At 66.5% G+C, this 24,687-nt stretch carries 26 protein-coding genes and 1 tRNA gene; 14 read left to right on the forward strand and 13 right to left on the reverse strand.

Translation table 11 applies throughout. From position 1 onward, the window contains the following. Positions 1-181: 181 nt before the first annotated feature. From NDI65_RS01385 to gdhB, 3 genes are all read right to left on the reverse strand, one after another. Positions 182-1,435, reverse strand: a complete 1,254-nt coding sequence (locus NDI65_RS01385) for a Glu/Leu/Phe/Val dehydrogenase (protein ID WP_089777949.1) — start codon at positions 1,433-1,435, stop codon at positions 182-184. A gap of 141 nt (positions 1,436-1,576) precedes the next feature. Continuing rightward, positions 1,577-2,416: a CoA ester lyase gene (locus tag NDI65_RS01390; RefSeq protein ID WP_310893237.1), complete on the reverse strand. Its 840-nt coding sequence runs from the start codon at positions 2,414-2,416 to the stop codon at positions 1,577-1,579. Positions 2,417-2,467: 51 nt separating this feature from the next. After that, a complete protein-coding gene (gene gdhB / locus NDI65_RS01395) occupies positions 2,468-3,754 on the reverse strand; it encodes a glutamate dehydrogenase GdhB (protein WP_310893238.1) in 1,287 nt (428 codons plus the stop codon). Between the two features lie 209 nt (positions 3,755-3,963). Here gdhB and NDI65_RS01400 point away from each other — a divergent pair, with 209 nt between their 5' ends. Further along, complete coding sequence (locus NDI65_RS01400; RefSeq protein WP_342341512.1) at positions 3,964-4,464, forward strand: MaoC family dehydratase; 501 nt, start codon at positions 3,964-3,966, stop codon at positions 4,462-4,464. Positions 4,465-4,539: 75 nt separating this feature from the next. After that, entirely contained in the window at positions 4,540-5,016 is a 477-nt protein-coding gene (locus NDI65_RS01405; RefSeq protein ID WP_089777956.1) for a DoxX family membrane protein, read from the forward strand. On the opposite strand, the gene NDI65_RS01410 is transcribed toward NDI65_RS01405, so the two are convergent. Beyond that, positions 5,000-5,359 (reverse strand): DUF5658 family protein, encoded by a 360-nt coding sequence (locus NDI65_RS01410; protein WP_089777958.1) that lies wholly within the window; start codon positions 5,357-5,359, stop codon positions 5,000-5,002. The two genes, NDI65_RS01405 and NDI65_RS01410, sit on opposite strands and share 17 nt — an antisense overlap. Positions 5,360-5,548: 189 nt before the next feature. After that, entirely contained in the window at positions 5,549-7,294 is a 1,746-nt protein-coding gene (locus NDI65_RS01415) for an acyl-CoA carboxylase subunit beta (RefSeq protein WP_089777960.1), read from the reverse strand. Positions 7,295-7,388: 94 nt separating this feature from the next. Between NDI65_RS01415 and NDI65_RS01420 the strand changes: the two genes are divergently transcribed. Next, positions 7,389-8,690, forward strand: coding sequence for a hypothetical protein (locus tag NDI65_RS01420; RefSeq protein WP_089777962.1), 1,302 nt, complete (start codon positions 7,389-7,391; stop codon positions 8,688-8,690). On the opposite strand, the gene NDI65_RS01425 is transcribed toward NDI65_RS01420, so the two are convergent. Then, positions 8,687-9,580: a class 1 fructose-bisphosphatase gene (locus NDI65_RS01425; protein WP_089777967.1), complete on the reverse strand. Its 894-nt coding sequence runs from the start codon at positions 9,578-9,580 to the stop codon at positions 8,687-8,689. The genes NDI65_RS01420 and NDI65_RS01425 overlap by 4 nt on opposite strands. 306 nt (positions 9,581-9,886) lie before the next feature. Next, entirely contained in the window at positions 9,887-10,813 is a 927-nt protein-coding gene (locus NDI65_RS01430; protein WP_089777969.1) for a helix-hairpin-helix domain-containing protein, read from the reverse strand. Between the two features lie 124 nt (positions 10,814-10,937). Between NDI65_RS01430 and NDI65_RS01435 the strand changes: the two genes are divergently transcribed. The 6 genes from NDI65_RS01435 (at position 10,938) to NDI65_RS01460 (ending at position 17,461) form a co-directional block, all read left to right on the forward strand. Beyond that, positions 10,938-11,798 carry a 3-hydroxybutyryl-CoA dehydrogenase gene (locus NDI65_RS01435; RefSeq protein ID WP_089777970.1) on the forward strand — a complete coding sequence of 287 codons (861 nt, stop codon included), beginning with the start codon at positions 10,938-10,940 and terminating at the stop codon, positions 11,796-11,798. A 148-nt stretch (positions 11,799-11,946) separates the two neighbouring features. Further along, positions 11,947-12,933, forward strand: a complete 987-nt coding sequence (locus NDI65_RS01440; protein WP_042662474.1) for an ABC transporter ATP-binding protein — start codon at positions 11,947-11,949, stop codon at positions 12,931-12,933. Beyond that, positions 12,930-14,792, forward strand: a complete 1,863-nt coding sequence (locus tag NDI65_RS01445; RefSeq protein WP_310893243.1) for a PrsW family intramembrane metalloprotease — start codon at positions 12,930-12,932, stop codon at positions 14,790-14,792. The genes NDI65_RS01440 and NDI65_RS01445 overlap by 4 nt, the downstream gene beginning before the upstream one ends. Beyond that, on the forward strand, positions 14,785-15,843 hold the full coding sequence (locus tag NDI65_RS01450) for an ABC transporter permease (protein WP_089777974.1): 1,059 nt from the start codon (positions 14,785-14,787) through the stop codon (positions 15,841-15,843). The genes NDI65_RS01445 and NDI65_RS01450 overlap by 8 nt, the downstream gene beginning before the upstream one ends. Before the next feature lie 92 nt (positions 15,844-15,935). Beyond that, positions 15,936-16,280: a DUF5798 family protein gene (locus NDI65_RS01455; protein ID WP_042662476.1), complete on the forward strand. Its 345-nt coding sequence runs from the start codon at positions 15,936-15,938 to the stop codon at positions 16,278-16,280. A 200-nt stretch (positions 16,281-16,480) separates the two neighbouring features. After that, positions 16,481-17,461 carry a PLP-dependent cysteine synthase family protein gene (locus NDI65_RS01460; protein ID WP_089777976.1) on the forward strand — a complete coding sequence of 327 codons (981 nt, stop codon included), beginning with the start codon at positions 16,481-16,483 and terminating at the stop codon, positions 17,459-17,461. Positions 17,462-17,512: 51 nt separating this feature from the next. Here the strand turns inward: NDI65_RS01460 and NDI65_RS01465 are convergent, their stop codons facing one another. Then, positions 17,513-17,932, reverse strand: a complete 420-nt coding sequence (locus tag NDI65_RS01465; protein WP_042662491.1) for a CoA-binding protein — start codon at positions 17,930-17,932, stop codon at positions 17,513-17,515. On the opposite strand from NDI65_RS01465, the gene NDI65_RS01470 reads away from it, so the two are divergent. Further along, a complete protein-coding gene (locus NDI65_RS01470; RefSeq protein WP_264371803.1) occupies positions 17,925-18,047 on the forward strand; it encodes a hypothetical protein in 123 nt (40 codons plus the stop codon). The genes NDI65_RS01465 and NDI65_RS01470 overlap by 8 nt on opposite strands. Here the strand turns inward: NDI65_RS01470 and NDI65_RS01475 are convergent. Together NDI65_RS01475 and NDI65_RS01480 are read right to left on the reverse strand one after the other, a co-directional pair. Continuing rightward, positions 18,044-18,655: a recombinase RecA gene (locus NDI65_RS01475; protein ID WP_042662478.1), complete on the reverse strand. Its 612-nt coding sequence runs from the start codon at positions 18,653-18,655 to the stop codon at positions 18,044-18,046. The two genes, NDI65_RS01470 and NDI65_RS01475, sit on opposite strands and share 4 nt — an antisense overlap. Positions 18,656-18,841: 186 nt before the next feature. Then, entirely contained in the window at positions 18,842-19,696 is an 855-nt protein-coding gene (locus tag NDI65_RS01480) for a geranylgeranylglycerol-phosphate geranylgeranyltransferase (RefSeq protein ID WP_042662479.1), read from the reverse strand. Positions 19,697-19,790: 94 nt separating this feature from the next. Here NDI65_RS01480 and NDI65_RS01485 point away from each other — a divergent pair. The 4 genes from NDI65_RS01485 (at position 19,791) to NDI65_RS01500 (ending at position 22,324) form a co-directional block, all read left to right on the forward strand. Then, positions 19,791-19,865 (forward strand) — tRNA-Arg (locus NDI65_RS01485). A gap of 118 nt (positions 19,866-19,983) precedes the next feature. Beyond that, complete coding sequence (locus NDI65_RS01490; protein ID WP_167344100.1) at positions 19,984-20,166, forward strand: hypothetical protein; 183 nt, start codon at positions 19,984-19,986, stop codon at positions 20,164-20,166. A gap of 153 nt (positions 20,167-20,319) precedes the next feature. Then, positions 20,320-20,928, forward strand: coding sequence for a PaeR7I family type II restriction endonuclease (locus NDI65_RS01495; RefSeq protein WP_310893247.1), 609 nt, complete (start codon positions 20,320-20,322; stop codon positions 20,926-20,928). A gap of 31 nt (positions 20,929-20,959) precedes the next feature. After that, a complete protein-coding gene (locus tag NDI65_RS01500; RefSeq protein ID WP_089777990.1) occupies positions 20,960-22,324 on the forward strand; it encodes a TaqI-like C-terminal specificity domain-containing protein in 1,365 nt (454 codons plus the stop codon). A gap of 139 nt (positions 22,325-22,463) precedes the next feature. Here NDI65_RS01500 and NDI65_RS01505 read toward each other — a convergent pair whose 3' ends face one another. The 3 genes from NDI65_RS01505 to NDI65_RS01515 form a co-directional block, all read right to left on the reverse strand. Further along, complete coding sequence (locus tag NDI65_RS01505; RefSeq protein ID WP_042662485.1) at positions 22,464-22,847, reverse strand: DUF2255 family protein; 384 nt, start codon at positions 22,845-22,847, stop codon at positions 22,464-22,466. Between the two features lie 263 nt (positions 22,848-23,110). Further along, on the reverse strand, positions 23,111-24,061 hold the full coding sequence (locus NDI65_RS01510) for an NADP-dependent oxidoreductase (RefSeq protein WP_089777992.1): 951 nt from the start codon (positions 24,059-24,061) through the stop codon (positions 23,111-23,113). Positions 24,062-24,258: 197 nt separating this feature from the next. Beyond that, positions 24,259-24,666, reverse strand: coding sequence for a cupin domain-containing protein (locus NDI65_RS01515; protein WP_167344114.1), 408 nt, complete (start codon positions 24,664-24,666; stop codon positions 24,259-24,261). Positions 24,667-24,687: the final 21 nt, after the last annotated feature.

The following is a 24,687-nucleotide window of genomic DNA, read 5'->3' on the forward strand; positions in this document are numbered from 1 at the left end:
TGACGCGACCTACACCGACTTGAATCCCCCGGCATCGGACGCTCTGAGTGATATTCACCACCATGCACAGAATCGGCGATATCGGCGACCGCGGCGGACACAGCACGGCGGGCGAAACGGTCGAAAAGCGAGGCGACGAGACGGCAGGACGAAACCGCCGAGGCGACGACTGACGCCGACCCTACGGCCAGTTGCCGGCGGAGTCGTAGGAGTCGACGACGCGGCGGATGGCGACGACGTAGGCCGCGGTGCGGAAGTTCGGCAGGTCGTGGGTCTCGTAGGCGTCGACGAGCTCCTCGAAGGCGTCGACGATGACGCGCTCCAGTTCGTCGTTGACGCGGTCTTCGGTCCAGTAGAACCGCTGGCGGTTCTGGACCCACTCGAAGTACGAGACGGTGACGCCGCCGGCGTTGGCGAGGATGTCGGGGAAGACGTGAACCTCGCGCTCGGTGAGCACGTCGTCGGCGTCGGGCGTGAGCGGGCCGTTCGCGGCCTCGACGACCACGTCCGCGTTTACGTCGTGGGCGAGTTCGCCGTCGATGGCGTTCTCCAGCGCGGCGGGAACGAGCAGGTCCACGTCGAGGGTGAGAAGCTCCTCGTTGGAGATGGCCTCCGTTCCCTCGTAGTCCGAGACGGTGCCGGTCTCGTTTTTGAACCCCTTGACCGCGCGGGTGTCGAGACCGTCGGCGTCGTAGATGCCGCCGGAGGAGTCGGAGACGGCGACGACCGTCGCGCCGAGGTCCTCGATGAGTTTCGCGGCGACGGAGCCGGCGTTCCCGTAGCCCTGCACGGCGACGGTCGCGCCCTCGATGTCGCGGCCGAGGTAGTCGAACGCCTCGCGGGCGGTGAGCATCGTCGAGCGCCCGGTCGCCTCGACGCGACCCTCACTGCCGCCGTTGGAGAGCGCCTTCCCGGTGATGACGCCCGGCGCGGTCGTGTTTTCGAGCGTCTCGTAGGTGTCCTTGATCCAGTTCATCTCCCGCTGGCCGGTGTTCACGTCGGGCGCGGGGATGTCGCGGCTCTCGCCGATGAGGGGGCGAAGCTCCTTGGCGAACGACCGGGTGATGCGTTCGAGTTCGGACTCGGAGTACGCCTTGGGGTCGATGACGATGCCGCCCTTGCCGCCGCCGTAGGGGATGTCGACGACGGCGCACTTGTACACCATCCAACCCGACAGCGCCTTCACCTCGTCTCGGCTGACGTTCGGGTGGTAGCGAATCCCGCCTTTGTACGGGCCGCGGTCGCCGTTGAACTGCGACCGGTAGGCGCGAAACAGCTCGACGTCGCCGTCGTCCATCTCGACGGCGAGGTTCGTTTCGAGGACTCGCTCGGGGTTCTTCAGCCGCTCGATAACGTCGTCTCGAACGTCAAGGTAGGCGGCCGCGTCGTCGATTTGCTCCTGTAGGCTCTCGAAGGGGTTCGCCTCTTGTACCATGACATAACACGCACCCGGCAGGCGTTTAAGCGTAGCGGGGATTTTAGCATACCACAATATTGGGTCACATATCCATAGATAAAATGTAACACGCGAAGTGCCGCCCGACACCGACAGACGGTCTCGGGCGACCGACCTCGCTCAGTACGATTCCCCGGCGCGGTCGAGGACGTTCTCGGCCTGCTTGACGAGCGGGGCGTCTATCATCTCGCCGTCGACGCCGAAGACGCCCCGACCCTCCCTCGCGGCCTCGTCGCGGGCGCGGAGCACCTTCTTCGCCCACGCCACGTCCTCGTCGTCGGGCGCGAACGCCTCGTTGATGACGGGCACCTGCGCGGGGTGGATAGCGAGTTTCCCGTCGTAGCCGAGTCGCCGGCCGAACGCGGCGTCCTCGCGGAGTCCCGCCTCGTCCCGATAGTCGACGTGGAGCGTGTCGATGGCGTGGACGCCGGCGGCCGCGGCCGCGACGACGACGCGCTCGCGGGCGTACAGCACCTCGGTCCCGTCGTCGCTTCGGGTCGCGCCCACGTCGGCGGCGAAGTCCTCCGCGCCGAAGACGACGGCGGCGGTGTCGGGCGCGGCCGCGACTTCGGGGGCGGCGAGGACGCCCGCCGCGCTCTCGACGATGGCGATGACCGGACAGTCCGCGCCCACCTCGCGGGCCGCGTCGGCGACGCTCGTCACGTCGTCGGCGCTCGCCGCCTTCGGGACGACGAGCGCGTCGGGCGGGTGAGCGGCGCAGACGGCGTCGATGTCGTCGCGGCCGGCGTCGCCGGGATTGACGCGGACCGCGACCTCGGCGTCGGGGTCGAAGTCGGGGTCCGAGAGGACGGCGGCGACGGTCTCCCGAGCCTCGGCTTTCCTGTCGGGCGAGACGGCGTCTTCGAGGTCGAAGACGAGCACGTCCGCGCCCGCGCCGGGGGCCTTCCGCAGCAGTTCGGGTCGGTCGCCGGGGGAAAACAGGACGCTTCGTCGGGGCATGGTGTGTGTATCGAGGGGAGCGGTGAAATATCGACTCGTCGGCGACCCGGTTCAGGGCCAGAGGCCGCGGTGTTCGTGCGCCTCGGAGACGCGTTCGAGCGCGACCATGTAGGCGGCGTCGCGCCACGTCGCGTCGTGTTCCTCGACGCGCTCGCGGACGGCGGTCCACGCGCGGAGCATCTCGGTCTCCAGTTCGTCGTGGACGCGTTCGAGCGACCACGAGCGGTGGTTGAGGTCCTGCAACCACTCGAAATACGAGACGGTGACGCCGCCGGCGTTGGCGAGGATGTCGGGGACGACCGGAATCTCGCGTTCCTCGAACAGTTCGTCCGCGGCCGACGTGGTCGGGCCGTTCGCGCCCTCGACGATGAGGTCAGCCCGCACGTCGCGGGCGTTCTCGGCGGTCAGGACGTTGCCGACGGCGGCCGGGATGAGCACGTCGACGTCGAGTTCGAGCAGTTCCTCGTTCGAGAGCTTCCGCGGCGCGTCGTACTTCATGACGGCTTCGGGTTCCTCCTCGTGGGTCGGCACGTCGTGCGTGTCGAGGCCGTCGGGGTCGTAGATGGCCCCGTTCACGTCGGAGACGGCGACGACCGTCGCGCCCTCGTCGTCGAGGAGTCGCGCGGCGGGCGCGCCGACCGAGCCGAACCCCTGGACCGCGACGGTGGTGTCTTCGACGTCCCAGCCGAGGTAGCCGATGGCCTCGCGGGCGATGATGGCGACGGAGCGGCCGGGCGCGGTGTCGCGGCCCTCGCTCCCGCCGACGACCGGCGGCTTACCCGTCACGACGCCCGCCTTCGTCTCGCCTTCCTGCATCGAGTAGGCGTCCATGAACCACGCCATCGTCTGGGCGTCGGTGCCCATGTCGGGCGCGGGGATGTCCTTCGTGGGGCCGATGAAGGGCCGAAGCTCTTCTGCGAACCGGCGGGTGAGCCGCTCTTTCTCGTCGGCCGAGAGGTCCTTGGGGTCGACGACGATGCCGCCTTTGCCGCCGCCGAACGGGAGGTCCATCACGGCGCACTTCCACGTCATCCACATCGAGAGCCCGATGCACTCGGCTTCGGTCACGGCGGGGTGGAACCGGAGGCCGCCCTTGTACGGCCCGCGGACGCTGTCGTGCTGGGCGCGGTAGCCGGTGTAGACCGCGGTCGAGCCGTCGTCGCGTTCGAGCGGCACCGAGACGCGGTGGACCTGATTCGGGTGTCGAAGCCGCTCGATGACGCCGGGGTCGACGTCGAGGTTCGCCGCCGCGCGTTCGAGCTGTCGGCGGGCCGTCTGGAGGGCTGTCTCTTCGGTCGGTTCGTCGTCCGTCGCGGTGGATGGTGCTGCGGATGCCATGATTGGTCGTGCCGGCCGAGCGCCGGCTGTGCCGGGGGACAGACGCGTCGTCCCGCGCCCGCAGTGACGGCCGAATCGCCGACCGGACGGCCGACCGAATCAGCCGCAATCGGGCGCTTTCGCAATCCTCTATTGTGGATAATTATAATGGTTGTTATCTCCTTTCGCTCGGGGCAATAGTTGTCACGCGATGCGGGGCGACCGGCACGATTTTATCACGGTCTATCACACGTTTCGCCATGACCGGTCTGTACTACGAGGAGTTCGAGGTCGGCCGGACCATCGAACACGAGAAGCGACGCACCGTCTCGGAGTCGGACAACCAGCGCTTCTGCGACATGACGATGAACCAGCAGCCGCTCCACCTCGACGCCGAGTTCGCGGGCGACTCGCAGTTCGGCGAGCGACTGGTCAACGGCCTCTACACGATGAGCCTCGCGGTCGGCCTCTCGATTCCCGACACGACCGACGGGACCATCGTGGCGAACCTCGGCTACGACGACGTGTCCCACCCGAACCCGGTGTTCCACGGCGACACGCTCCGGGCGCAGACGACCGTCCTCGACAAGCGCGAGACCTCCGACGGCGAGCGCGGCGTGGTGACGATGAAAGTCGAGGTGTTCAACCAGCACGACGACCTCGTCTGCGAGTTCGAGCGCACGGCGCTGTCGCTGAAACGCGAGTTCGCCGTCGACGCGGACGGCGACTGAGTCGGCCCAGACTGCGTCGCTCTGCGGTTCCACGCCCACCCGCACCGTTTTCTCCCCGGCGTCGCTAGGCCGGACATGGATTTCGACGACCGCCCCGCGCGGTCCGCCTCGGCGGCCGACTGGGCTTCTTCGGCCACCGACCGGGCCGCGTCGGTCGCCGCCCGCGCACCGGACCCGACGACGCTTGCCCGGGTCGGCCTCGGCGCGATGGTGTTCGCCGCGGGCGTCCACAAGCTTCTGGACCCGCTTTCGTGGTCGGCGTACGTCGTCCCGTGGCTCGCGCCGCTGCTCGTCGTCTCGCCGGTGACGTTCATGCTCGCAAACGGCGTCCTCGAAGTCGGCTTCGGCGCGGCCATCCTCGCCGACCGCTACACCGCCCTCGCGAGCGCCGTCGCGGCCGTCTCGCTGTCGGCGACGTGTCTCTATCTCGCGGTCGTCTTCGTCGCGGAGGGCGGCCTGTTCGGCGACGTGCTCGCCCGCGACATCGGGCTCGCGGGGCTCGCGTGGGCCGTCTCGGTCGACTCGCTCCGGCGGCCTACCCGAACACCGTGACGAGGATGAGTTGGGTGTTCATCAGCCCGGCGACGCCCCACGGGACGGCCACGCCGATGGGAATCGCCCCGCGGTAGCGACTCGGGAGGGCGCGCCACGCGACGACCGCGACCGCGAGCACGACGAGTTTCAGCGAGATGAGCGCGCCAACCGGCCCGAACACGGGAATGAGCGCGAGCACGACGGGGTTCAGTTCGGCGAGTCCCCGGCCCAGTCCGTAGAGCGTCGTCAACACGTCGAGGACGAACGCCAGCATCGTCACGGTCCAGAGGACGTGCTCGTCGCTTACCGCGTGTGCGAATGCCGCTCGGGGCGTCTCGGGAAGGGGAACTTCGTGGCTCATGGCGGGCTATCGGCAGGCGACAGTTCCCGAAGCCGCGGCGAGACGGGACGGACGGGACGAGTGGGACGGGACGGGAGTCGGCCGACGATGAGGTTCGTACCACTCCGACCGTCCTCAGTACGAGCCGCTTAGGTCAGTTATCGTGAGAATACCGGCCGGAAAAACGGAGCATTAACCGCCGAAACCGGTTCAGATGACGGTTCCGTGCTTCTTGTCGGGGAGCGACTTGTCCACGTCCGCGTAGAACTCGAAGCGGGCCGCAAGCTCGTCGCGGAGGGTCGACGGCGGGACGATTTCGTCGATGACGACCTCGCTCGCCATCCGGTGGGCGTCGATGTCCTCGCGGTACTCCTCGCGGAGTTCGTCTTCCATCCGCGCCCGTTCCTCCGGGTCGTCGATGTCGGCGAGCTTGTTCGCGTACACCGCGTTGATGGCGGCCTCGGGGCCCATGATGCCGATCTCCCCCGAGGGGAGCGCGATGACGCTCTCGGGGTCGTAGGCGGGGCCGCCCATGGCGTAGATGCCCGCGCCGTAGGCCTTCCGCACGATGACGGTCTGTTTGGGCACCGTCGCCGACGACGTGGCGTAGATGAACTTCTTGCCCTTCTCCAGGATGGCGTCTTTTTCGACCTGCGAGCCGGCCATGAAGCCGGGCGTGTCACAGAGGTAGAGGAGCGGAATCTCGTAGGCGTCGCAGGTCCAGATGAACTCCGCGGCCTTCTCGGCGGCGTCGGGGAAGATGGCCCCCGAGCGCTCCGTCGGCTGGTTGGCGACGATGCCGACCGGCCGGCCGTCGATGCGGGCGAACGCGGTGACGATTTCCTTGCCGTAGTCGGGCTTCAGTTCGAACACGGACTCGGCGTCGACGACGCGCTCGATGAGGTCGTGGGCGTCGTAGGGGCGGTTCGGCGACTCGGGGATGAGTTCGTCGATGCCGTCGGGCGAGTACCGCGGCGGTTTCGACTCGGAGCGCGGCGGCTTCTCGCCGGCCTTGTCGGGGAGGTAGGTGACGAGTTGGGAGACGAGTTCGCGGGCGTGCGCCTCGTCGCGGGCGACGAGGTCGGCGCTTCCGGACTCCTCGGCGTGCATCCGCGCGCCGCCGAGGTCCTGCATGGAGATCTCCTCGCCGGTGACCATCTTCACCATGCGCGGCGAGGCGATGGCCATCGCGGACATCCCCTCGACCATGACCGTGAAGTCGGCGAAGACGGGCGTGTAGGCCGCGCCGGCGATGCACGGCCCGTAGAGGACGCAAATCTGCGGGACGTACCCCGAGAGCATCGAGTGGTTGTAGTAGTACTTCCCGATGCCCTCGCGGTTGGCGAAGAAGCCGGTCTGCTGGTCGATGCGGCCGCCGGAGGAGTCCATCAGGTAGAGCACCGGCTTGCCGGTCTTGAGCGCCCGCTGCTGCATGCGGAGGAACTTCTCGACGCCGCGGCGGGCCATCGACCCGGCCTTGACGGTGAAGTCGTTGGCCATGAAGTGGAGGTCGCGGCCCTCGAACTCGGCGGCACCCGTGAGGAGGCCGTCGCCCGGCAGGCGGGTGTTCGGGTCCGCCTCGTCGACCTCGGGGGAGTTCTCGTGCCACGAGTCGAAGTTGGCGAACTTGCCGTCCTCGAACGCCAGCCCCTCCGGGAACCAGCGGTCGAGGCGGTCGCGGACGAACAGTTTTCCCGACTCCGGCAGGCGCTGTTTGTACTTCTCGGGACCGCCGCCGAGGATGTCCGCTATCTCCTCGCGGAGTTTCTCCTCGCGCTCGGTCGGTCCCATGTCGTCGTCCAGCGGGAAGGTGTCCGCGGGCGGTTCGGCGTCCGCGACGGCCTCCTCGCCGTCGCCGACGAAGACGTTCACGTCCGTCCCGAGGTGTCGCGCCAGCGCGCTGGCGATGGCCTCGGCCTCGTCGCCGGTCGCGCCGTCGCCGATTCTGACCTTCATACTCGGTGATGCACCACCGTATTCAAAATGGTTTTCCATGTATGATTTGCCGGTCGGGCGAAAGCGATAGGCCCGATGCGCCCGCAGGACCAACGTGTCTCTTCCGCTCTCTCGACGGTCCCTCCTCGAAGCGGTCGGTGTGTTCGGCGTCGGTGCGCTCGCCGGGTGCATCGGTCGTCCGAAGTACGACCGCGAGACGCTCGACGACGCGAGCGAAACGCCGATTCCGACTGTTGGCTCGCCTTCGCTCCCGCTCCCGAACGGATACCTGACGACGGGGCGAACTATTGCACGGGAGCGCGCGGAGCGACTCGACGCCCGACTCTCGAACCTCCCGGCCGAACTCGACGCGAGCGACCGCGCCGTGGCGTCCGCGCGGGACGACCTCTCTGATGCGCGGCGATTCCTGAGCGGGAGCCACCAGCGAACGGCGGCGCTCGACGCGATTCGCTACGCCCGCGAGACGCTCGGCGAAGGCCACGGTTGGCTCGACGCGGCCGAGGGAATCGCGACGGAGTCGGCGCTCCGGAACCGGCTCGACGACTTCGGACCGCTGGTGGCCGAGCGTCGCCGCGATATCGAGTACCGGGCGACGACGGTCCCCGCCGGAATCGTCGTTGCGAGTGCGATAGAAGAACGGATTCACCGCGCGGACGCCGCGCTCGAAGCGGGGTCGTGGGACCTCGACAAAGCCGAACGGGCGGACGGCGACGAGCGCGTGCAGTATCTCGCGATGTCGGCGGGCGAGGTCGTGGCGACTCGTGTCGCCCTCGCCGACGCGGGCGCGCTCGTCGACGGACAGCGGGAACGCGTGTTCGAACACACGTCGGACCTTCGCCGACCGATGACCGCCGCGGCTGAGAGGCTTCTCCGAGCGACGAGCGAGACCGTCGCCGAGTTCGAACCCGTTCCGACGGGTCGACCCGTCGAAGCGATGGTCGTCGCGAGGCTCGCACCCGACACTGAACAAGCGAGCGCGGCGCTCGACCGCGGCGCACCCGCGACGGCGCTCGACGCGCTCGCGGGGGTCGTCCACGCAATCCGCATCCGGGCGCGCGTTCTCGACGCGCTCGATGCCGAGCGCCTCCCGAAGGCAGACGCGGCAGCGACCGTGGTTCGAACCCGTAGGCGGGCGGTCGACGCCCTCTGCGAGTCGCTCGGGTCGAATCCGGGGCCGGTCGAACGGGAGCGACTCCGGTACGCCGAAGACGTGGTTCTCGGCGGCGACCGGCATCTCGAACACCTCCGCGAGTCGGCGCGGCGGAACGATTCGGCCGCGACCGACGCCGCCAGACGTGCGACCGCGGCGTACGCGTTCGGTCGCCTCGCGGCCGAGACGGCGACTGCCGCGGCTCAGCGGGTCGTTTCTGCCACCGAAAACGAAGTTCCGAGTTAGGCGAGCGCGGCTTCGAGCTTCGCGATGAGGTCGGTGTTGCCGACGTACATCGGGGTCCGCGCGTGGAGTTCGTCCTTGTCCACGTCGAGAAGCGACTTCGTGCCGTCGGAGGTCGCGCCGCCGGCCGTCTCGATGACGTAGCCGATGGGGTAGCCCTCGAACTGGACGCGGAGTTTGCCCTCGGGGGCGGACTCCAGCGTGGGGTACGCGAAGATGCCGCCGTAGGTGAGAATCTGGTTCACGTCGCCGATCATGGAGCCGCCGTAGCGGAGCTTGCGCGAGGGGTCCTGTTCGACCTCGCGGGCGAACGCCTCGAAGTCGTCGGTCCAGTCGGGGACGCGGCCGCCGAAGCCGTACACCGACCCCTCGTCGGGGAGCGTGACGTCCTCGCGGACGAGTTCGTGGCTCGCGTCGTCGTGGATGACGTACTCGTCGACGTGGCCGTCGCGGGCGACGACCATCGTCATGACGGGGCCGTAGAGGACGTAGCCGGCGGCGACGAGGTCGCGGCCGTGGGCCGGGAGGGGCGACTCGTAGACCGCGAAGATGGTCCCCATCGTGTTGTTCGGTTTCAGGTTCGACGAGCCGTCGAGCGGGTCGACCGCGACCGACAGGCGGCCGGTGCCCACGTCGACCGACTCGGGGCGCTCCTCGCTTGCGTACTCGCCGACGCCGTCGAGCGCGCCGATGCGCTCGCAGAGGAGGTCGTCGGCGAACACGTCGGCGGCCATCTGCGTCTCGCCGCTCGGGTTCTCTTCTTCGGCGGTGACGCGCCGACCGGGGAGGCCGGTTCGAATCTCGGGCGCGGTGCTCGCGATGACGTCGACCACGCCGTCGATGGTCCGCACGTCGCGGGCGGTGTCGGCGGTGTTGACGTCCGTCGTCGCCATCAGGCCCACCCCTCGGGGCGTCGGCGAGTCGTCGGCGAATCGTCGGCGAGGCGGGAACTCCCCCCGAACGTCGTCGGGGCGGAAGATACCGTCTGCGGGGAGTCGACGGCCGTGTCGGAGCCGGGCATCATCTGATTCAAAATGGTGTAACTACCTATATAAAGACTACGTCTAGGGTCGTTTAGGGAATATTGTTGAATATGGTGGTTATGAAGTTCGTAACGAAATATTACGGGATAATCCCTTCCGAATAAAAATTACTACTCAGATAGTAAAAATTCGGCCGGGGGGAGTTGCAACCGAGACTCACTCCATCGCGTCGCGCGCCTGCGCCTTCCACGCGCTGACGACGGTCGGGTCGATTTGGAGGGCGTCTGCGACGTGTTCCGGGTCGGCGGTGGCGAGCCGTCTGACGGAGCGGACGCCCGCCTCCGCGAGCAGTTCGGCGTCGTCCTCGCCGATGCCGGCGAGCGTCGTGAGCGGTTCGGGTTTCGACCGTTCGCGCCACGCCTCTTCGGCCGCGAGCGCGTCGCCCGAGCCGTCGGCGGACGCCCCCGTCGTCCCGGTCGGCGTCCAATCGCCCGACGCGGTCGGCTCCGAGTGTACGTCCGCCCCGTCTCCCCCGTCCCCCGAACCCGACGGCGTCCAGTCCCCGTCTCGCGCGGGCCTGTTTTTCCCCGCCGCCTCGCCCCGGCCGCTCGGGGTCCAATCGCCGGCTTCGCCGTTGCTGTCGCCGTCGTCGGTGTCGGCTGCGCCGTCGGTCTCGTCCCAGTCGCCCGAACTCGCGGCGACCCACGCGCGCTCGTCGTCGCCCAGTCCGCGGACCTGCGAGGAGCGCCGGTCGAGGTCGTCGCCGGAGTTGAACGACCACGAAAGCGAGTGCCAGCGCCGAATCTTCGCCGCCACGCCGGGGTTCGTCCCCGCGGCGACGAGGTCGCGGTAGCACACCTCGCCGTCGACGATAGCGGCCGCGTCGATGTTCGCCCCGGCGAGGCACTCGGCGGTCGCCGGGCCGACGTATTTCAGGTCCTGTAGCTCGGTCGGGACGCCGTCGCTCGCGCGGTCGCCCCGCGGTCTGAGCAGGTGGGTCAGCGCCTCGTCGGGGTCCGATGGCCCCTCGTCCGGCCCGTTCGCCCGGTCCGTGCCCTCCTCGTCGCTCCGGTGCGCGTCCGAGACGGCTTCCCCTCCGTCCCCGCCCGCGTCGTCTTCGTCGTATCTGCCGGCGTCATTCACCCCAATCACCGTTGCATATCCCCATTCTTGCGCCCGACTTGAGTCTTCCCGTGACAGTCACGAGTCTGTCACTATTCCGAACGCATCGGCAAGTTTTACCTCCCCACCTCGCGCAGACCCGGACATGTACGATACCGAAGATATCGACACGGTGGGCGTCGTCGGCGCGGGAACGATGGGCAACGGCATCGCGCAGGTGGCCGCGATGGCCGGCTACGACGTGGTCATGCGCGACCTCGAAACGGAGTACGTCGAACGCGGCCTGTCGGCCATCGACGACAGCCTCTCGCGGTTCGTCTCCAAGGAGAAACTGACCGAGGACGAGGCCGATGCGACGAAGGGGCGCGTCTCGGGGACGACCGAACTCGCGGACCTCGCGGACTGCGACCTCGTGGTCGAGGCGGCGGTCGAGAACATGGACGTCAAGCGCGAGGTCTTCGCCGACCTCGACGACATCGTGCCGGAGGGCGTCGTGCTGGCGACGAACACCAGCACGCTCTCCATCACGACCATCGCGGCCGCGACAGAGCGCCCCGAACTCGTCGTCGGCCTCCACTTCATGAACCCCGTACCGATTATGAAGGGCGTCGAGGTCGTCCGCGGCGAGAAGACCGACGACGAGGTCGTCGCGTTCGCCCACGACTTTTCGGAGGCCCTCGGCAAGGAGACGTGGGAGTCCGACGACAAGCCCGGCTTCGTCACCAACCGCATCCTCATGCCGTGGCTCAACGAGGGCATCCGCGCCTACGACGAGGGCGTCGCCGAAAAGGAGGACATCGACCGCGGCATGACCCTCGGCACGAACGTCCCGATGGGGCCGCTCACCCTCGCGGACCACATCGGCCTCGACATCTGTCTGGACGCCTCCGAGACGCTGTTCGAGGAACTCGGCGACCGCTACAAGCCGGCGTACCTGCTCAAGCGCAAGGTCGCGGCGGGCGACCTCGGCAAGAAGACGGGCAAGGGCTTCTACGAGTACGACTAGGTACGACTGACGGCGCTTTCCGGCGGTCGCGGGCGTCTTCCACCGTGGGCCGCAAGGAGACGAAACTGTTGCCCCGCGAAGGGGAAGGCTATCAATCCTGAAACCCCGCGCGAACGCTTTTTATGCCGTCCCGCGTGAAACTCTCACAATGATTACGGTCGAGAACCTGCGGAAGACCTACGGCGACTTCCCCGCCGTCGTGGGAAGCGACTTCTCGGTCGAGTCGGGCGAGGTGTTCGGCATCGTCGGCCCCAACGGCGCGGGGAAGACGACGACGCTGAAGATGCTCGCCGGACTCGTCGAACCGACCGGCGGGTCGGCCTCGGTGCTCGGATACGACCCCGAGGAGCCGGCGATGCGGCGCAAACTCGGCTTTCTCCCCGAGGAGTCACCGCTGTACGAGGACATGACGGCGCGGTCGTACCTCCGGTTCTTCGCCGACCTCTACGACGTGCCCCGAGACGTGGCCGACGAGCGAACCGGCGCGGTGCTCGACCGCCTCGACCTCGAATACCGCGACCGCCGGCTCGGCGACATGTCGAAGGGGATGAAGCGCAAGGTCGCCATCGCCCGGTCGCTCGTCAACGACCCCGACCTGCTCATCTACGACGAACCGGCCAGCGGTCTCGACCCGCTGACGACGAACGTCGTCCTGGAGTTCGTCCGCGAACTCCGCGACGAGGACAAGACCGTCGTCTTCAGCGCGCACAACCTGTTTCACGTCGAGTCCATCTGCGACCGCGTGGTCATCATGAACCGCGGGGAAATCATCGCCCGCGGGACGGTCCCCGAGATTCGCGCGGAACACGGCGAGACGACGTACCGCGTGTTCACGACCGTCCCGCTCGCGGAGACGCTCCCCGCGGACGACGAAGTCGACGGCGAGGAGCGCCACGTCGCCGTCGTCGACGAGATGGCGGCCGTCGAATCGCTCCGCGAGCGCGCCGAGGCCGCCGGCGGCCGCGTCGCCGACATCCGAACCGACGAGGCGTCCTTAGAGGACATCTTCCTCCGCCTCGCTCGCGAGGCCCCGACGACGAGCGAAGCCGAGGGCGGCCGCGGGGAGGCGGCTCCCGGTTCGCGCGGCGGCGACGAGCACGAACCGCGCGTCGTCGGAGGAAACAGCCAGTCGTGACCGACCTCAGAACGCGGCTCGTCGCACACGCCCGGACCGTCCTCCGAATCGCCCGCTGGGAGGTGTCGCGCTCGGCGGGGACGCTCGACCGCCGAACCGCCGTCATCGGTCTCGTCGCCGTCATCGTCGCCGGCGGCATCGCGGCCGGCGCGGCGGGCGGCGGCGTCGCGCTCGACCGCGACCTCTACCGCGTCGGCATCGCCGGCGACAGCCCCTACTACGACGCGGTCGACCAGTCGTCGGCGCTCGACGCTCGCCCCGTCTCGGACCCGGACGTCGAACTCGTCGTCAGCGAGACGCACATCTCGGTCGCCGACACGCAGACCGGCCGGGCCGCCTACAGCGCGTTCCGCGACGCGGTCCAGTCGTACAACGAGCGACAGATGGCCCGCGAGGAGAACCAGTCCGCCGCGTTCCCCGTCGTCGTGGACCTCCAGTACCGCGAACGGGACGCGCTGGTCCCGACCGGGAGCCGCGTCGACGCCGGTGCAGACGGTGGCGGCGACCCCGGGACTGCTGGCGGCGGCGAAACCGACACCGGAACCGGAAGCGGCGCGTCCGGCGGCGGCGACACCGCGGGCGGGACAGCCGGTGGCGGCCCGAGCGCGTCCGACGCCGCGGCGGCGGACGACGGCGGCGTCGACGCCCCGTCGCTCGGCGGGATGGCGGGCCTCTTCGGCGGCGACACCAGCGGGTCGCCGGCGAGCATCAGCCCGCCGTTCCCCTTTGCCTCGCTCGTCCTCGCGTTCGCCTTCCTCGTGCCGATGAACTTCGTGATTCAGGCGTACGGGTCGAGCATTCTCAACGAGCGCATCAACCGCCGCGGCGAACTGCTCCTCGTCGCGCCCATCTCGCCGGGCGACATCGTCGCCGGCAAGACGCTCCCGTACCTGCTCGGCACGGTCGCTATCACCGTCGCCATCGCGGCGGCGGTCGGCGGGGGCGTCGTCTCGGTGGCCGCGGTCGTTCCCGTCGGCCTGCTGTTCCTCGCGTCGACGTTCGTCGGCGCGATGTTCGCCCGCTCGTTCAAGGAACTCACGTTCGTCACGGTGACGGTGTCGGTGTTCCTGACGACGTACACGTTCGTCCCGGCCATCTTCACGAACATCACGCCCATCGCCCTCATCTCGCCGCTGACGCTCGTCGTCCGCGACCTCGCGGGCGAGTCGATTCCGCTCGGCGAGTTCCTGTTTTCGGTCGGGCCGATTCTCCTCGCCGCGGGCGTGCTGTTCCTCCTCGGCGTCGGCGTCTACCGCGAAGAGGACATGTTCACCCAGCGACCGGTCCCGCTGAAGTTCCTCGACGCGCTCGACAGCCGCATCTCGCGGGCGCGCTCCGTGGCGACCCTGTCGGCGCTGTCGATTCCGTTCGTCTTCATCGCCGAACTGCTGGCCATCGCGGTGCTTTTCGTCCTCCCCATCGACCTGACCGTCCCGCTGGTGCTGGTCGCGGTCGCGGTCGTCGAGGAGTTAGCCAAGAGCCTCCACGTCCTCGCCGCCTTCGAGAAGGCGCGGTTTTCCCGGACGCTCCGGTCGTCGCTCGTCCTCGGCGGGCTCTCGGGGCTCGGCTTCTTCGTCGGCGAGAAGTTCACCGCCATCGCCCAACTCGCCGGGTTGCAGTCTCTCACCCTCGGACAGACCGCCTTCGCGCCCTCCGGCGTCGGCATCGCCGACGGGACCGGCGTGAGCGCCCTCGTCGTCCTCGGCCTGTTCCTCGCGCCGCTGGCGCTCCACGCGGTGACCGCCAGCGTGACCGCCCTCGGGGCGAGTCGCGGGCGCTCGGCCTACGGCGTCGCGCTCGTGGGTGCAATCGCCATTCACCTCGTCTACAACCTCCAGGTGGTGAGCGCCCTTGGGTAACCCGCGATTCGCCATCGCCCGCCGCGAACTCGGCAGTCTCCGCAAGGAAAAGACCATCGTGCTGGCGCTGGCCATCCAGCTGTTCGTCGCGGCGTTCTCGTCGTTCCTCGTCGTCGGGCTCGTCTCGCTGTACGACCCCGGTTCGGCGAGCTATCAGGTGGACGTGGCCGTCACGGGCGACGAGGAGGCGGTCGAGGACCTGCTGCGCGCCGTCGGAACCGAAGACGGACTCAGCGGGCGGCCGTACGCCTCCTCGTCGGACGCGCTGACGGCGTTCCAACAGCGGGAGGTCGATGCCGTCTTAGAGGCGTCCACGGGCGAGGACGGCAGGATACGAGTCGCGGCGGTCGCGCCCGACTCGGGGGTGGAGACGACGGCGGTCGTCGTCCGCCTCCGCGACGCGCTCCGCGAACTGGAGCGCACCGAGCGCGCGGAGCGGAGCGCGTACCTCGCCACGGACCCGCTTTCCCTCCCGCCGGCGGCGGAGTCGAGCCCGTACTTCGGCTTCACCTACACGGTGCTCGTTCCGCTGCTGCTGTTCCTGCCCGTGTTCATCTCCGGGTCGCTGGTGGTCGATTCGCTCGCCGAGGAGGTCGCCCGCGGGACGCTCGAACTCCTGCGGGTCGCGCCCGTGAGCTTCGCAGCCGTCGTGGACGGAAAGCTCCTCGCGGCCGGCGGGCTGGCCCCGGTGCAGGCTGTCGCGTGGATGCTCCTCCTCCAACTGAACGGGTCGACTATCGAGAGCGTCCCGTGGCTGTTCGGCATGGTCGCCGGGCTCTCGGCGGTCGTCGTCACCCTCGGCGCGGCGGTGGCGATTACCTCGCCCGACCGCCGGGTGGCACAGCTCCTGTACTCCATCGGCGTGCTCCTCGTCTTCGCGGGCACGTCGCTTCTGCCGCTGAACCCCGCGAACACGGCCGCGCGACTGGCGCTCGGAACCGCGGGCGTCGGCGCGAAGGCCGCCGTCGCGGGGCTGGTCTTCGTCGGCGTCGTCGCGCTCGTGGGCCTCCGAATCCTCGTCGACCGCGTGGACCCGAACGAACTCGGCTGAGGCTGTCGTCCCCGTTTTCCGCCCCCCGCGCGTTCGGGCTCCGCCGACACCGCACCGGAAGTCGTACAAGCCCCGAGTCCGAGAGGCGACACATGCCACTCGGAGGAACCGCGAAGAAGCTCCAGAAGGTCGCAGAGATGGCCGAAGACGTGTACAAGAAGCTCAACGAACTGCGCGAGCAGGTCGTCGAGGTCCGCGAGACGGTCAACGAGACGAAGTCGCGCGTCGACCGGCTCGAAGCCGAGAACGCCGAACAGCGGGCGATTCTCGAAGCCATCGCGGAGGAACAGGGCGTCGACCTCGACGCCGCGATCGCGCAGGCGCACATCTCCGAGGCCGAGGAGGACGCGGCCGGAGACGAGACTGAGACCGTCGCCGACGCCGCGTCTGAGTCCGACGCCGCCACGTCGAGCGACGCCGCCACCGACGAGGCGTAACCCGACCCAACACCCGTCTCCGTTCCCGTCTGTATCTTCGTCGCTCTCCGCGCTCTTTCGGTCTCGCACTACCGCGCACAGCCTCGGCCTCCCGAGAGGACCGTCTTCGGCCGGCACGAAACACCCCGACGGGGGCCCGGCCCTCGACGGGCGACAACGGGATGAAAACGTTCAGGGTACGGGGCAACTTTTGCCCAGGTATGACCACGCACCGCGAACCCCTCGACTCGGTGCTCGACGCCGTCGGCGAGACGCCGCTCGTCAGAGTCCACGCGTCGCCCGACGAGGTGCCCGTCTACGCGAAGCTCGAATCGTTCAACCCGGGCGCGAGCGTCAAGGACCGCATCGGGAAGTACATGCTCGAACGGATGCTCGAATCGGGCGAACTCCCCGAGGGCGGAACCATCGTCGAGCCGACCGCCGGCAACACCGGCATCGGCTTCGCCGTCGCGGCCGGGCAGCTCGGCATCCGCGCGGTGTTCGTCGTCCCCGAGCGGTTCAGCGTGGAAAAGCAGACGCTCATGCGCGCGCTCGGAGCCGACGTGGTGAACACGCCCACCGCCGACGGGATGGGCGGCGCTATCGACCGCGCGCACAAGCTCGCCGACGAACTCGACGACGCCGTCGTCCCCCAGCAGTTCTCCAACCCGCTCAACCCCGAGGCGCACTACGAGACGACCGCGCCCGAGATTTACGACGCGCTCGACGGCGAGGTCGGCGCGCTCGTCGCCGGCTGCGGCACCGCGGGCACGCTCATGGGAGTGGCGCGCTACGGCCGCGAGCGCAACGAAGACACGTTCGTCACCGCGGTCGAACCCGAGGGGTCGCTCTACGCCCGACTCCACGGCCGCGACGTGGCGGAGGCGTCGTACAAGACCGAGGGCATCGGCACGCACGACCCCGCGACCAACGAGCTGTTCGACCCCGAACTGGTGGACGAAATCGTCCAAATCGGCGACCGCGACACCCACGCCGAGATGCAGCGCCTCGCCGCGGAGGAGGGTCACCTCGTCGCGTCGAGCGCCGCCGCCAACTCGCTGGCCGCAATCGACGTGGCCGAGCGCGCCGCCGCCGGCGACATCGACCTCCCGCACGACGCCGTCGTCACGGTCTTTCCCGACTCCTCGGAGCGATACCTCTCGAAGGACGTCTACGGCGACTTCGAGTCGTGGGAAGGCTAGCGGAGACCGCCTCGAAGCCGGTCCCGGTCGATTCGCCGCGTCGCCGCCCGCTCAGGCGAGCCGCGAGTGCTCGACCTTGAAGCACCGGTCCTGAACGAACGAGAGCCCCGCCTCCTCGGCGCGGGCGGCCGCGTCGTCGTCGCGGATGCCGAGCTGGAGCCAGACCGCCTTCACGTCGCCCCGGTCGGCCGCGCGGTCGATTGCGGCGTCGACGATGTCGCCCGCCTCCTCGGACGGTCGGAACACGTCGACGATATCGACGTCTTCGTCCACGTCGGCGAGCGAGTCGTACGCCGTCTCGCCGAGAATCTCGTCGTGGAACGGGTTGATGGGGACGACGCGGTAGCCCTGTCTCTGTATGTACGACGGGACGTCGTGGGCAGGCTTTCCGGGCGTGGCCGAACAGCCGACGACCGCGACGGTCTCGGCGTCGAACAGCGCGCGGATGTCGTCGTCGCTGGTGATGGGCATACCTACGACGTGGCCGGCTTCGGATAAAAACGTCAGGCGGCTGTGCGACGCGGCCGCCGTCTCGACGCCCACAGTCGTCGTCTCGGCGGTCGCCGACGCGAGCGGAGCCGACTAGTGGTCGGCGATGCGGATGTCCGGCGGCGCGTCCTCGTGGGTCGTGATGATGCCGTCGAACAGCTGTTTGATGGTGTTCATCGTCCGGTCGTCGTGGGCGTCGGCGTCGATGGTGAACAGGCCGAGGCCGCCCACGCTCTGGATGCGGCCGGTGAACACGTGGAGGAACCTGAAGACGGTCTGGAGGTCGGCGTACATCAGGAGCGTCGACAGCGAGTGGAGCATGATGCGGTTCCCCGGAAGTCCACGGCCCTGGTAGTACTCCTGGAGAATCTCCGAGAGTTTGATTCCGATTCCGGTCATGTCGACCGGCGACGACGTGTAGCGGATTCGCTCGTCGTCGCGGACCTCGCCGACGCCCTGCTGTTTCGTGACGCAGTCGACGACCGCGACGGGTTTGCCCTCGTAGTCGAGTCGCTTGCCGAAGTCCGAGAGGATGCGGTCCGCGCCGTCTTTGGTGGTGACGATGACGGAGCCCTCGCCGGTTCGCGTCCCCTCCGCGAGGATGTCGAGCGCCAGCGAGCGCTTCCCGGTCAACGGCGGTCCGACGAGGAGGAGGTTCGTGCCCGGTTCGACCTCGACGTCGAGATCAGCGCCCAGGTTATACATGCAGGTACCTCGGCTCGATGTCGTCGACTCCGAGGAATGCACTCGCCTGACGCTTCCGCTCGCCGGGGGTCATCGGATAGTACGACCATACAGTGAGCCGGTAATATTCTTTTTGATTGGAGGATCGAACACTTCCGGTTCGTCGGGGTGTTCCCCGGGAACTGACCGGTCGCTCAGCCCCGGTGTTTATAAAAGTCCCCTCGCCGGTCCCATCGCCCGTCCGAGGATGAACGCGAACGCCGCGAGGAACATCCCGTGTTTGAGTCGACGCTGGGCCGCGGCGGGGTCACTGAACGACCGGGCGGCGGCGACGAGCATGAGCGCGTCGGCGGGGACGACCGCACCGAGGTACGCCAGTCCGAACTCGCCCCAGACGAACGGCACCGCGCTCGCGCCGACGGCGACCGCGAGGACGGCCGCACCCAGCCACAGCGACGCCGCCTCGCCGACAACGATGGGGAGTGTCCGGAGCCCCTCGGCTCTGTCGCCGTCGATGTCTTCGACGTCTTTGACGATTTCGCGGGTCAGCGTCGCCAGCGCGGCGAGCACGCAGAGGACGGCCGCGCCCAACGGCTCGCCGATGGCTGCGCCGCCGAACAGGAACGTCGAGCCGGTGAGCGCGGCGACGACGACGTTGCCGACGCCGGGGAGGCCCTTGAAGAACTCCGTGTACGCGAGGAGCGCGACGAGATTGACCACGGCGATGGCGATGGCGACGACCGGCAGCACGAGCGCCGAGACGACCGCGCCGCCGAACAGCGCGACGCTGAACCACTTGGCTTCGGCGGCGCTCACCGCCCCGCGAGGAATCGGCCGGTCGGGCCGGTTGATGCGGTCGATTTCGCGGTCGAAGTAGTCATTGATAGCGTTACCCGCTCCCGTGGCGAACACGGTGGCGAGCATCGCTGCGACGACGACGACCGCGTCGCTGGGGGTCGCCCCCGCGACGAACGCCCCGGTGAACGTGAGCACGCCCGCGGCGACGGCGTTTCCCGGTCGGGTGAGTTCGACGAACCCGCGCGCCCGCGCTCCGAGAGACATACCCCGTACTGTTCGGAGGTCGGGTATAAATCGCGCGGAGTCGCCGCCTCGAATCAATCCATTTAAAACAATCCACGACTGACGAAGTTGTGTAGGGCGCTTAGCTCAGTCTGGACAGAGTGCTTGGCTTCGGACCAAGTTGCCGTGGGTTCAAATCCTGCAGCGCCCATGATTCTTCCGCGAACAACGTGAGCGGAGACCCATCTCCGCGACGGAGTTGAACTAGCGAGCGAGTGCGATTCAAATCCAGCCGCGCCTATCATGAACTCCGGTTTTTCGTGGCGCGATTGAAACGCCGAGAGACAGATCCCGACGCTGTCTCCGAGGACACACAGGACGAAGTGACGTTCCACCGCGACTGGGACGCCGATTCAGACTCGCTCGATGAGGAGTTGTTCGGCGGTTCGCTCGCGAACCTCGAACCGACGCTGGAGGCGTACGACCCGGACGACGCCGCGCCGTGGGCGTAGAACCTGCTGAGTGATCTGTTTTAGGAGCAGTTCGAGAGTTGGGAAGAGTTCCACGAGTTGCGTTTGTCTCAGAGTTCTACGGAGTAGCCAAACCTCCTGACTATCTGAGTTAACACCAGTACATATACTAATGGCACGTCGTCATTCTATCTCATGTTCGAAGATCTCGATTCGCGGGTTTCAGATGTTGTCCAACACTACTATATGACGCTATCTGGACAAGCTGAAGAACACGAGAAGTCTGATAACGTTGCTCATGGGCGACGCCCAGAGGTTCTTGGTGGCCAGCAAATGAATGGGTTCGCGGGACTGGTTGAGGAGCTACTAGTCGAGGCTGGCGTTCCCCGCGATGCTGTAAAGCACGACTATCATGCAACACTACCAGGATATTACCGACACGAGAAGGAGTGGGATACTGCAGTTGTCTATAACGGCAACCTTCTGGCAGCCATTGAGTACAAGTCACAAGGTAGCTCGATTGGCAACAATCTGAATAACCGTGCTGAAGAGGTCATTGGGAATAATACCGACATACTCAAAGCGTACGAAGAGGGTCTATTTGAACCATCACCCGCCCCGTGGATTGGTTACCTTATGTTATTTGTAGACGATGACGAGTCTAGAAAAACACGGTCTCTCCGAGAACCGAACGAAGAACTCGAATTCGAACGTTTTGCTCGATCACTTGTCTCTCATGTACAGCCCATATCGACCACGAGCAAGATACATTGTTCGACTGAGATCTACTCGAGTTTTATATAGTTTTAACTTCGATTATCTAGTAACTCTTGGTATGAAAGGCCACGTTCCTACGCCACATGACCTGGCTGAAAAAATAGTCCAACGTTTATTTCGAGATAGACAGCCTACGAAGAGTGACCGGATACTCTATCCTGGGTGTGGGACAGGACCTTTCGCTGCAGTTGTTGAGCAGGTTTGTGAATCAGAGGGTTGGGGCCTTCCAGACGGGCTTGCTATTGAGACGAATCCAGAGCACTTGGATGCTGCACGAAATCGCGGCCTTGAGCACGTTGAGTTTGTCGAACAAGATTATCTTGGACCTCAGATGCTTGAGTCGGAGACGTTTGATTTCATTGTAGGCAATCCACCGTATGTTCCCATTGAAGGTCTCTCGGGTGAAGAAAAGAACCGCTACAAAGAGGAGTTCTCGACTGCAGTCGGTCGATTCGACCTCTATCTATTATTCTACGAACGCTCTTTGGAACTACTATCTTCCGGTGGTGTTCTCTCTTTTATCACACCAGAAAAGTTCGAGTACGTCGATGCTGCTGAACCACTTAGACGGCTGCTCACCTCTGATAACTTCCACGTCGAAGATGTCGTTCATATCGACGAAGATTCGTTCTCGGGGTTGGTCACGTTCCCCTGTATTACGACAATTCGGCGTACGGAAACTGGACCCACCCATGTGAAACTAAGGGATGGATCTACTCATACAACCGCGCTCCCAGAAGATGGTGAGAGTTGGGCCGCTTCAGTAAGAGGTGCTGACCTCGAGGATCTGGAAACTGGTACAACCCTCGGTGATGTCACGGTTCGTATCTCACCCGGAATGGCGACCGGTGCTGATTCTGTATTCGTCGCTGACCGTCAGGACGTTCCTGCACAACTCGTTCCAGATTGGATTTATCCTACTGTCTCTGGCCGTCAATTGAGATCAAATGACGGGCCGTACACGGATTCAGTGTTCATCTGTCCCTATCAAGAAGACGGGACGCTGCCAGACGAAGACGAACTTGGTGCCTTTGGTGACTGGGCCGAGCTTCACCGAGAACGCCTCGAAGACCGTTCTTGTGTGAAAAAGACTGGAAAGAGATGGTATGCGTGGCATGAAAATCCACCGATGCAGGACCTGTTACAGCCAAAGATAGTATTCAAGGACATCGCTAAAGAACCACGCTTCTGGGCGGAGAAAAAGGGAACTGTTGTCCCAAAACACAGTGTGTACTATCTAATCCCGAAGGAAGACGTACCCTTCGACGAGCTGCTTGAATATCTGAATAGTCCCAAGGCACGGCTGTGGATGGAATCTAACTGTCAGAAGGCAGCAAATGGGTTCTACCGCCTACAAAGCCGTGTTCTCCGTGACCTACCTGTACCAGCAGAGTGGTCAGAGACGTACCAAGCAACGTTGTGAATTAAAAAGCCGTTTCGAATTAACCTATCCATCCACCGCACCCTTTACGGGGCGCTCGCTCACTCGCTGTTCTCTACTTCGCCGTTGACGAGCTCGCTACTGCGACAAAAAGTCAGTAGCTGTAACTCCGCGAGAACGGTCAGTCGCCTTGTTCCCTCGGCACGACCCGGACCGTCGCCGAGCGCGCGCGGTCGCTAATCATCGCGCTCAGATACGAACTCCCCTCGTACTTCTCTCGGTAGGCGTCGTCGATGCGGTCGTTTATCGGTCCGTCGACCGCCTCGAAGGCGACCGCTTTGGTCTCGTCGTTGACTTCGATTCGCCCCGCGTTCTCCCGGACGGCGGCCTGATACCAACTGGAGTCTCGGCCGTTGTAGGCGCGCACGTACAGACCGTCGTCGACGCGAACGGACCAGACTCGGGTCGGCGTGCCGTACGTCTCGCCGTCCTCGCGGAACGGCGCGACGTACAGGTCGTTGGGGGCCGCGATTTCGCGCAGTTCGGCGTCGTCCCACGCGGTCATCGGCGAACCTCCTCGTCTGTCCCACAGCGGCGGAGACGGGAACGGTGGGCGCTCGCACCCACCCGTCGCTGTTCGCGTGCAGTGGTCGCCCTGCGACAGCAGTCGGCTCTTTTTCCCGCGGGTCGAATCGGTCTCGTCGCCATGACTAGGATAACGACGGTAAATCGCTTGAGGGTACTGCTGTACGAAAAGCCCGTTTAAATAGCCGTCCGGGGATCAGAACGCGTCGATGACGGGCGACATCGACACGCGACCGCGACGAGTTAGTTCGACGCGGACTCGTCGTCGCCGGGCGTGAGGATAATCTTCCCGCGGGCGTGTTTCTCCTCGCTCAGTCGGTGGGCCTCCCGCGCTTCGGAGAGCGGCAACACCGTGTCGAGCGTCACCGAGACGGTGCCGTCTGCGAGTAGTTCGGTGATGGCTTCGAACCAGTCTCCGTTCCAGCGGACGTTCGTCATGATCGCTTCGACGCCCTGTTCGTCCGCCAGTTCCTGTTGCTCGGGGGTCGGCGGGCTCGGGAGCTTGTCGATGACACCGCCTTCCTTCAGGGTTTCGAGGGACTGGTCGAACGTCTCTCCGCCGACGCCGTCGATCACTCCGTCGACCGGGTCGAGCACTTCTTCGAAGCGCTGCTCGCGGTAGTTGACGAACTCGTCGACGCCGAGCTCTCGGAGGTACTCCTCGTTCGATCCCGAGGCGGTGCCGATGACGTGGAGGTCCCGCTCCCGTGCGAACTGGACGGCGAAGTGACCCACACCGCCGGCCGCGGCGTGGATGAGAACGCGGTCGCCGGCGTCTACATCGACCGCCTCTAGTGCCTGCCACGCGGTCAGCGCCGCCATCGGGACGCCGGCCGCTTCCTCGAAGCTGAGCGACGCCGGTTTCCGCACGAGCTCGTCTTCCGGCGCGGTGACGGCTTCGGCGTACGTGCCGCCGCCGTACTCGAACTCGACGAGACCGAACACCTCGTCGCCGCCCTCCAGGTCGCTCACGTCGGAACCGACAGCGTCGACGACGCCGGCGGCGTCCCAACCGACCATCCACGGGAGTTCGTCGCGCTCGACGAGGCCTTTCCGCGTCATCCAGTCGACCGGGTTCACGCCGGCGGCGCGCACCCGCACGCGCACTTCGTCGGGGGCCGGTTCCGGCTCGTCTACGTCTTCGTACCGGAGGACATCCGGGCTACCGTACTCGTGAATACGTACTGCTTTCATGGGTGGGACGTACCTCAATGGAGGCGCAGAAGCTCCCTGAACTCGGCGCTATCTACAAAGTAGATTTAAATACTGACGCGTGTCGTCCGCCACCCGGGCGGCCACCGCGCGGCTCCGAGACGGCGGCCGGGTCGCAAACGAGCCGCCGGTGGCGGAGTTAGGGCTGGGCCGGGTTCAGTTTCGGTCGCGGCGGTAGGTTAGCGCTCCGACGCCGGGCCGTACTCCTCGTCGCTGACGTGTTCTAACCAGGAGACGGCCTCGCCGTCCTGTTCTTCCTGGATGGCGATGTGAGTCATCGCGTTTTCGGGCGTCGCGCCGTGCCAGTGCTTTTCGCCCGGCGGGAACCAGACCACGTCGCCCGCGCGAATCTGTTTGATCTCTCCGCCTTCGCGTTGCACGAGGCCGCACCCGCTCGTCACGATTAGTCGCTGGCCGAGGGGGTGTGTGTGCCACGCGGTGCGAGCGCCCGGCTCGAACGTGACGCTCGCCGCGGCCGCGCGGGCCTCCCCCTGGGCGTCGAACAGGGGATCGATTCGGGTGTCTCCCGTGAAGTATTCCTCGGGTCCTTCGACGGACGGGTTCGTACCGGCTTCGGTGATATCCATGATTGTCTCCACCCCTCAGTC

This window comes from Haloferax sp. S2CR25, assembly GCF_031624535.1.
Classification (GTDB): Archaea; Halobacteriota; Halobacteria; order Halobacteriales; family Haloferacaceae; genus Haloferax; species Haloferax massiliensis.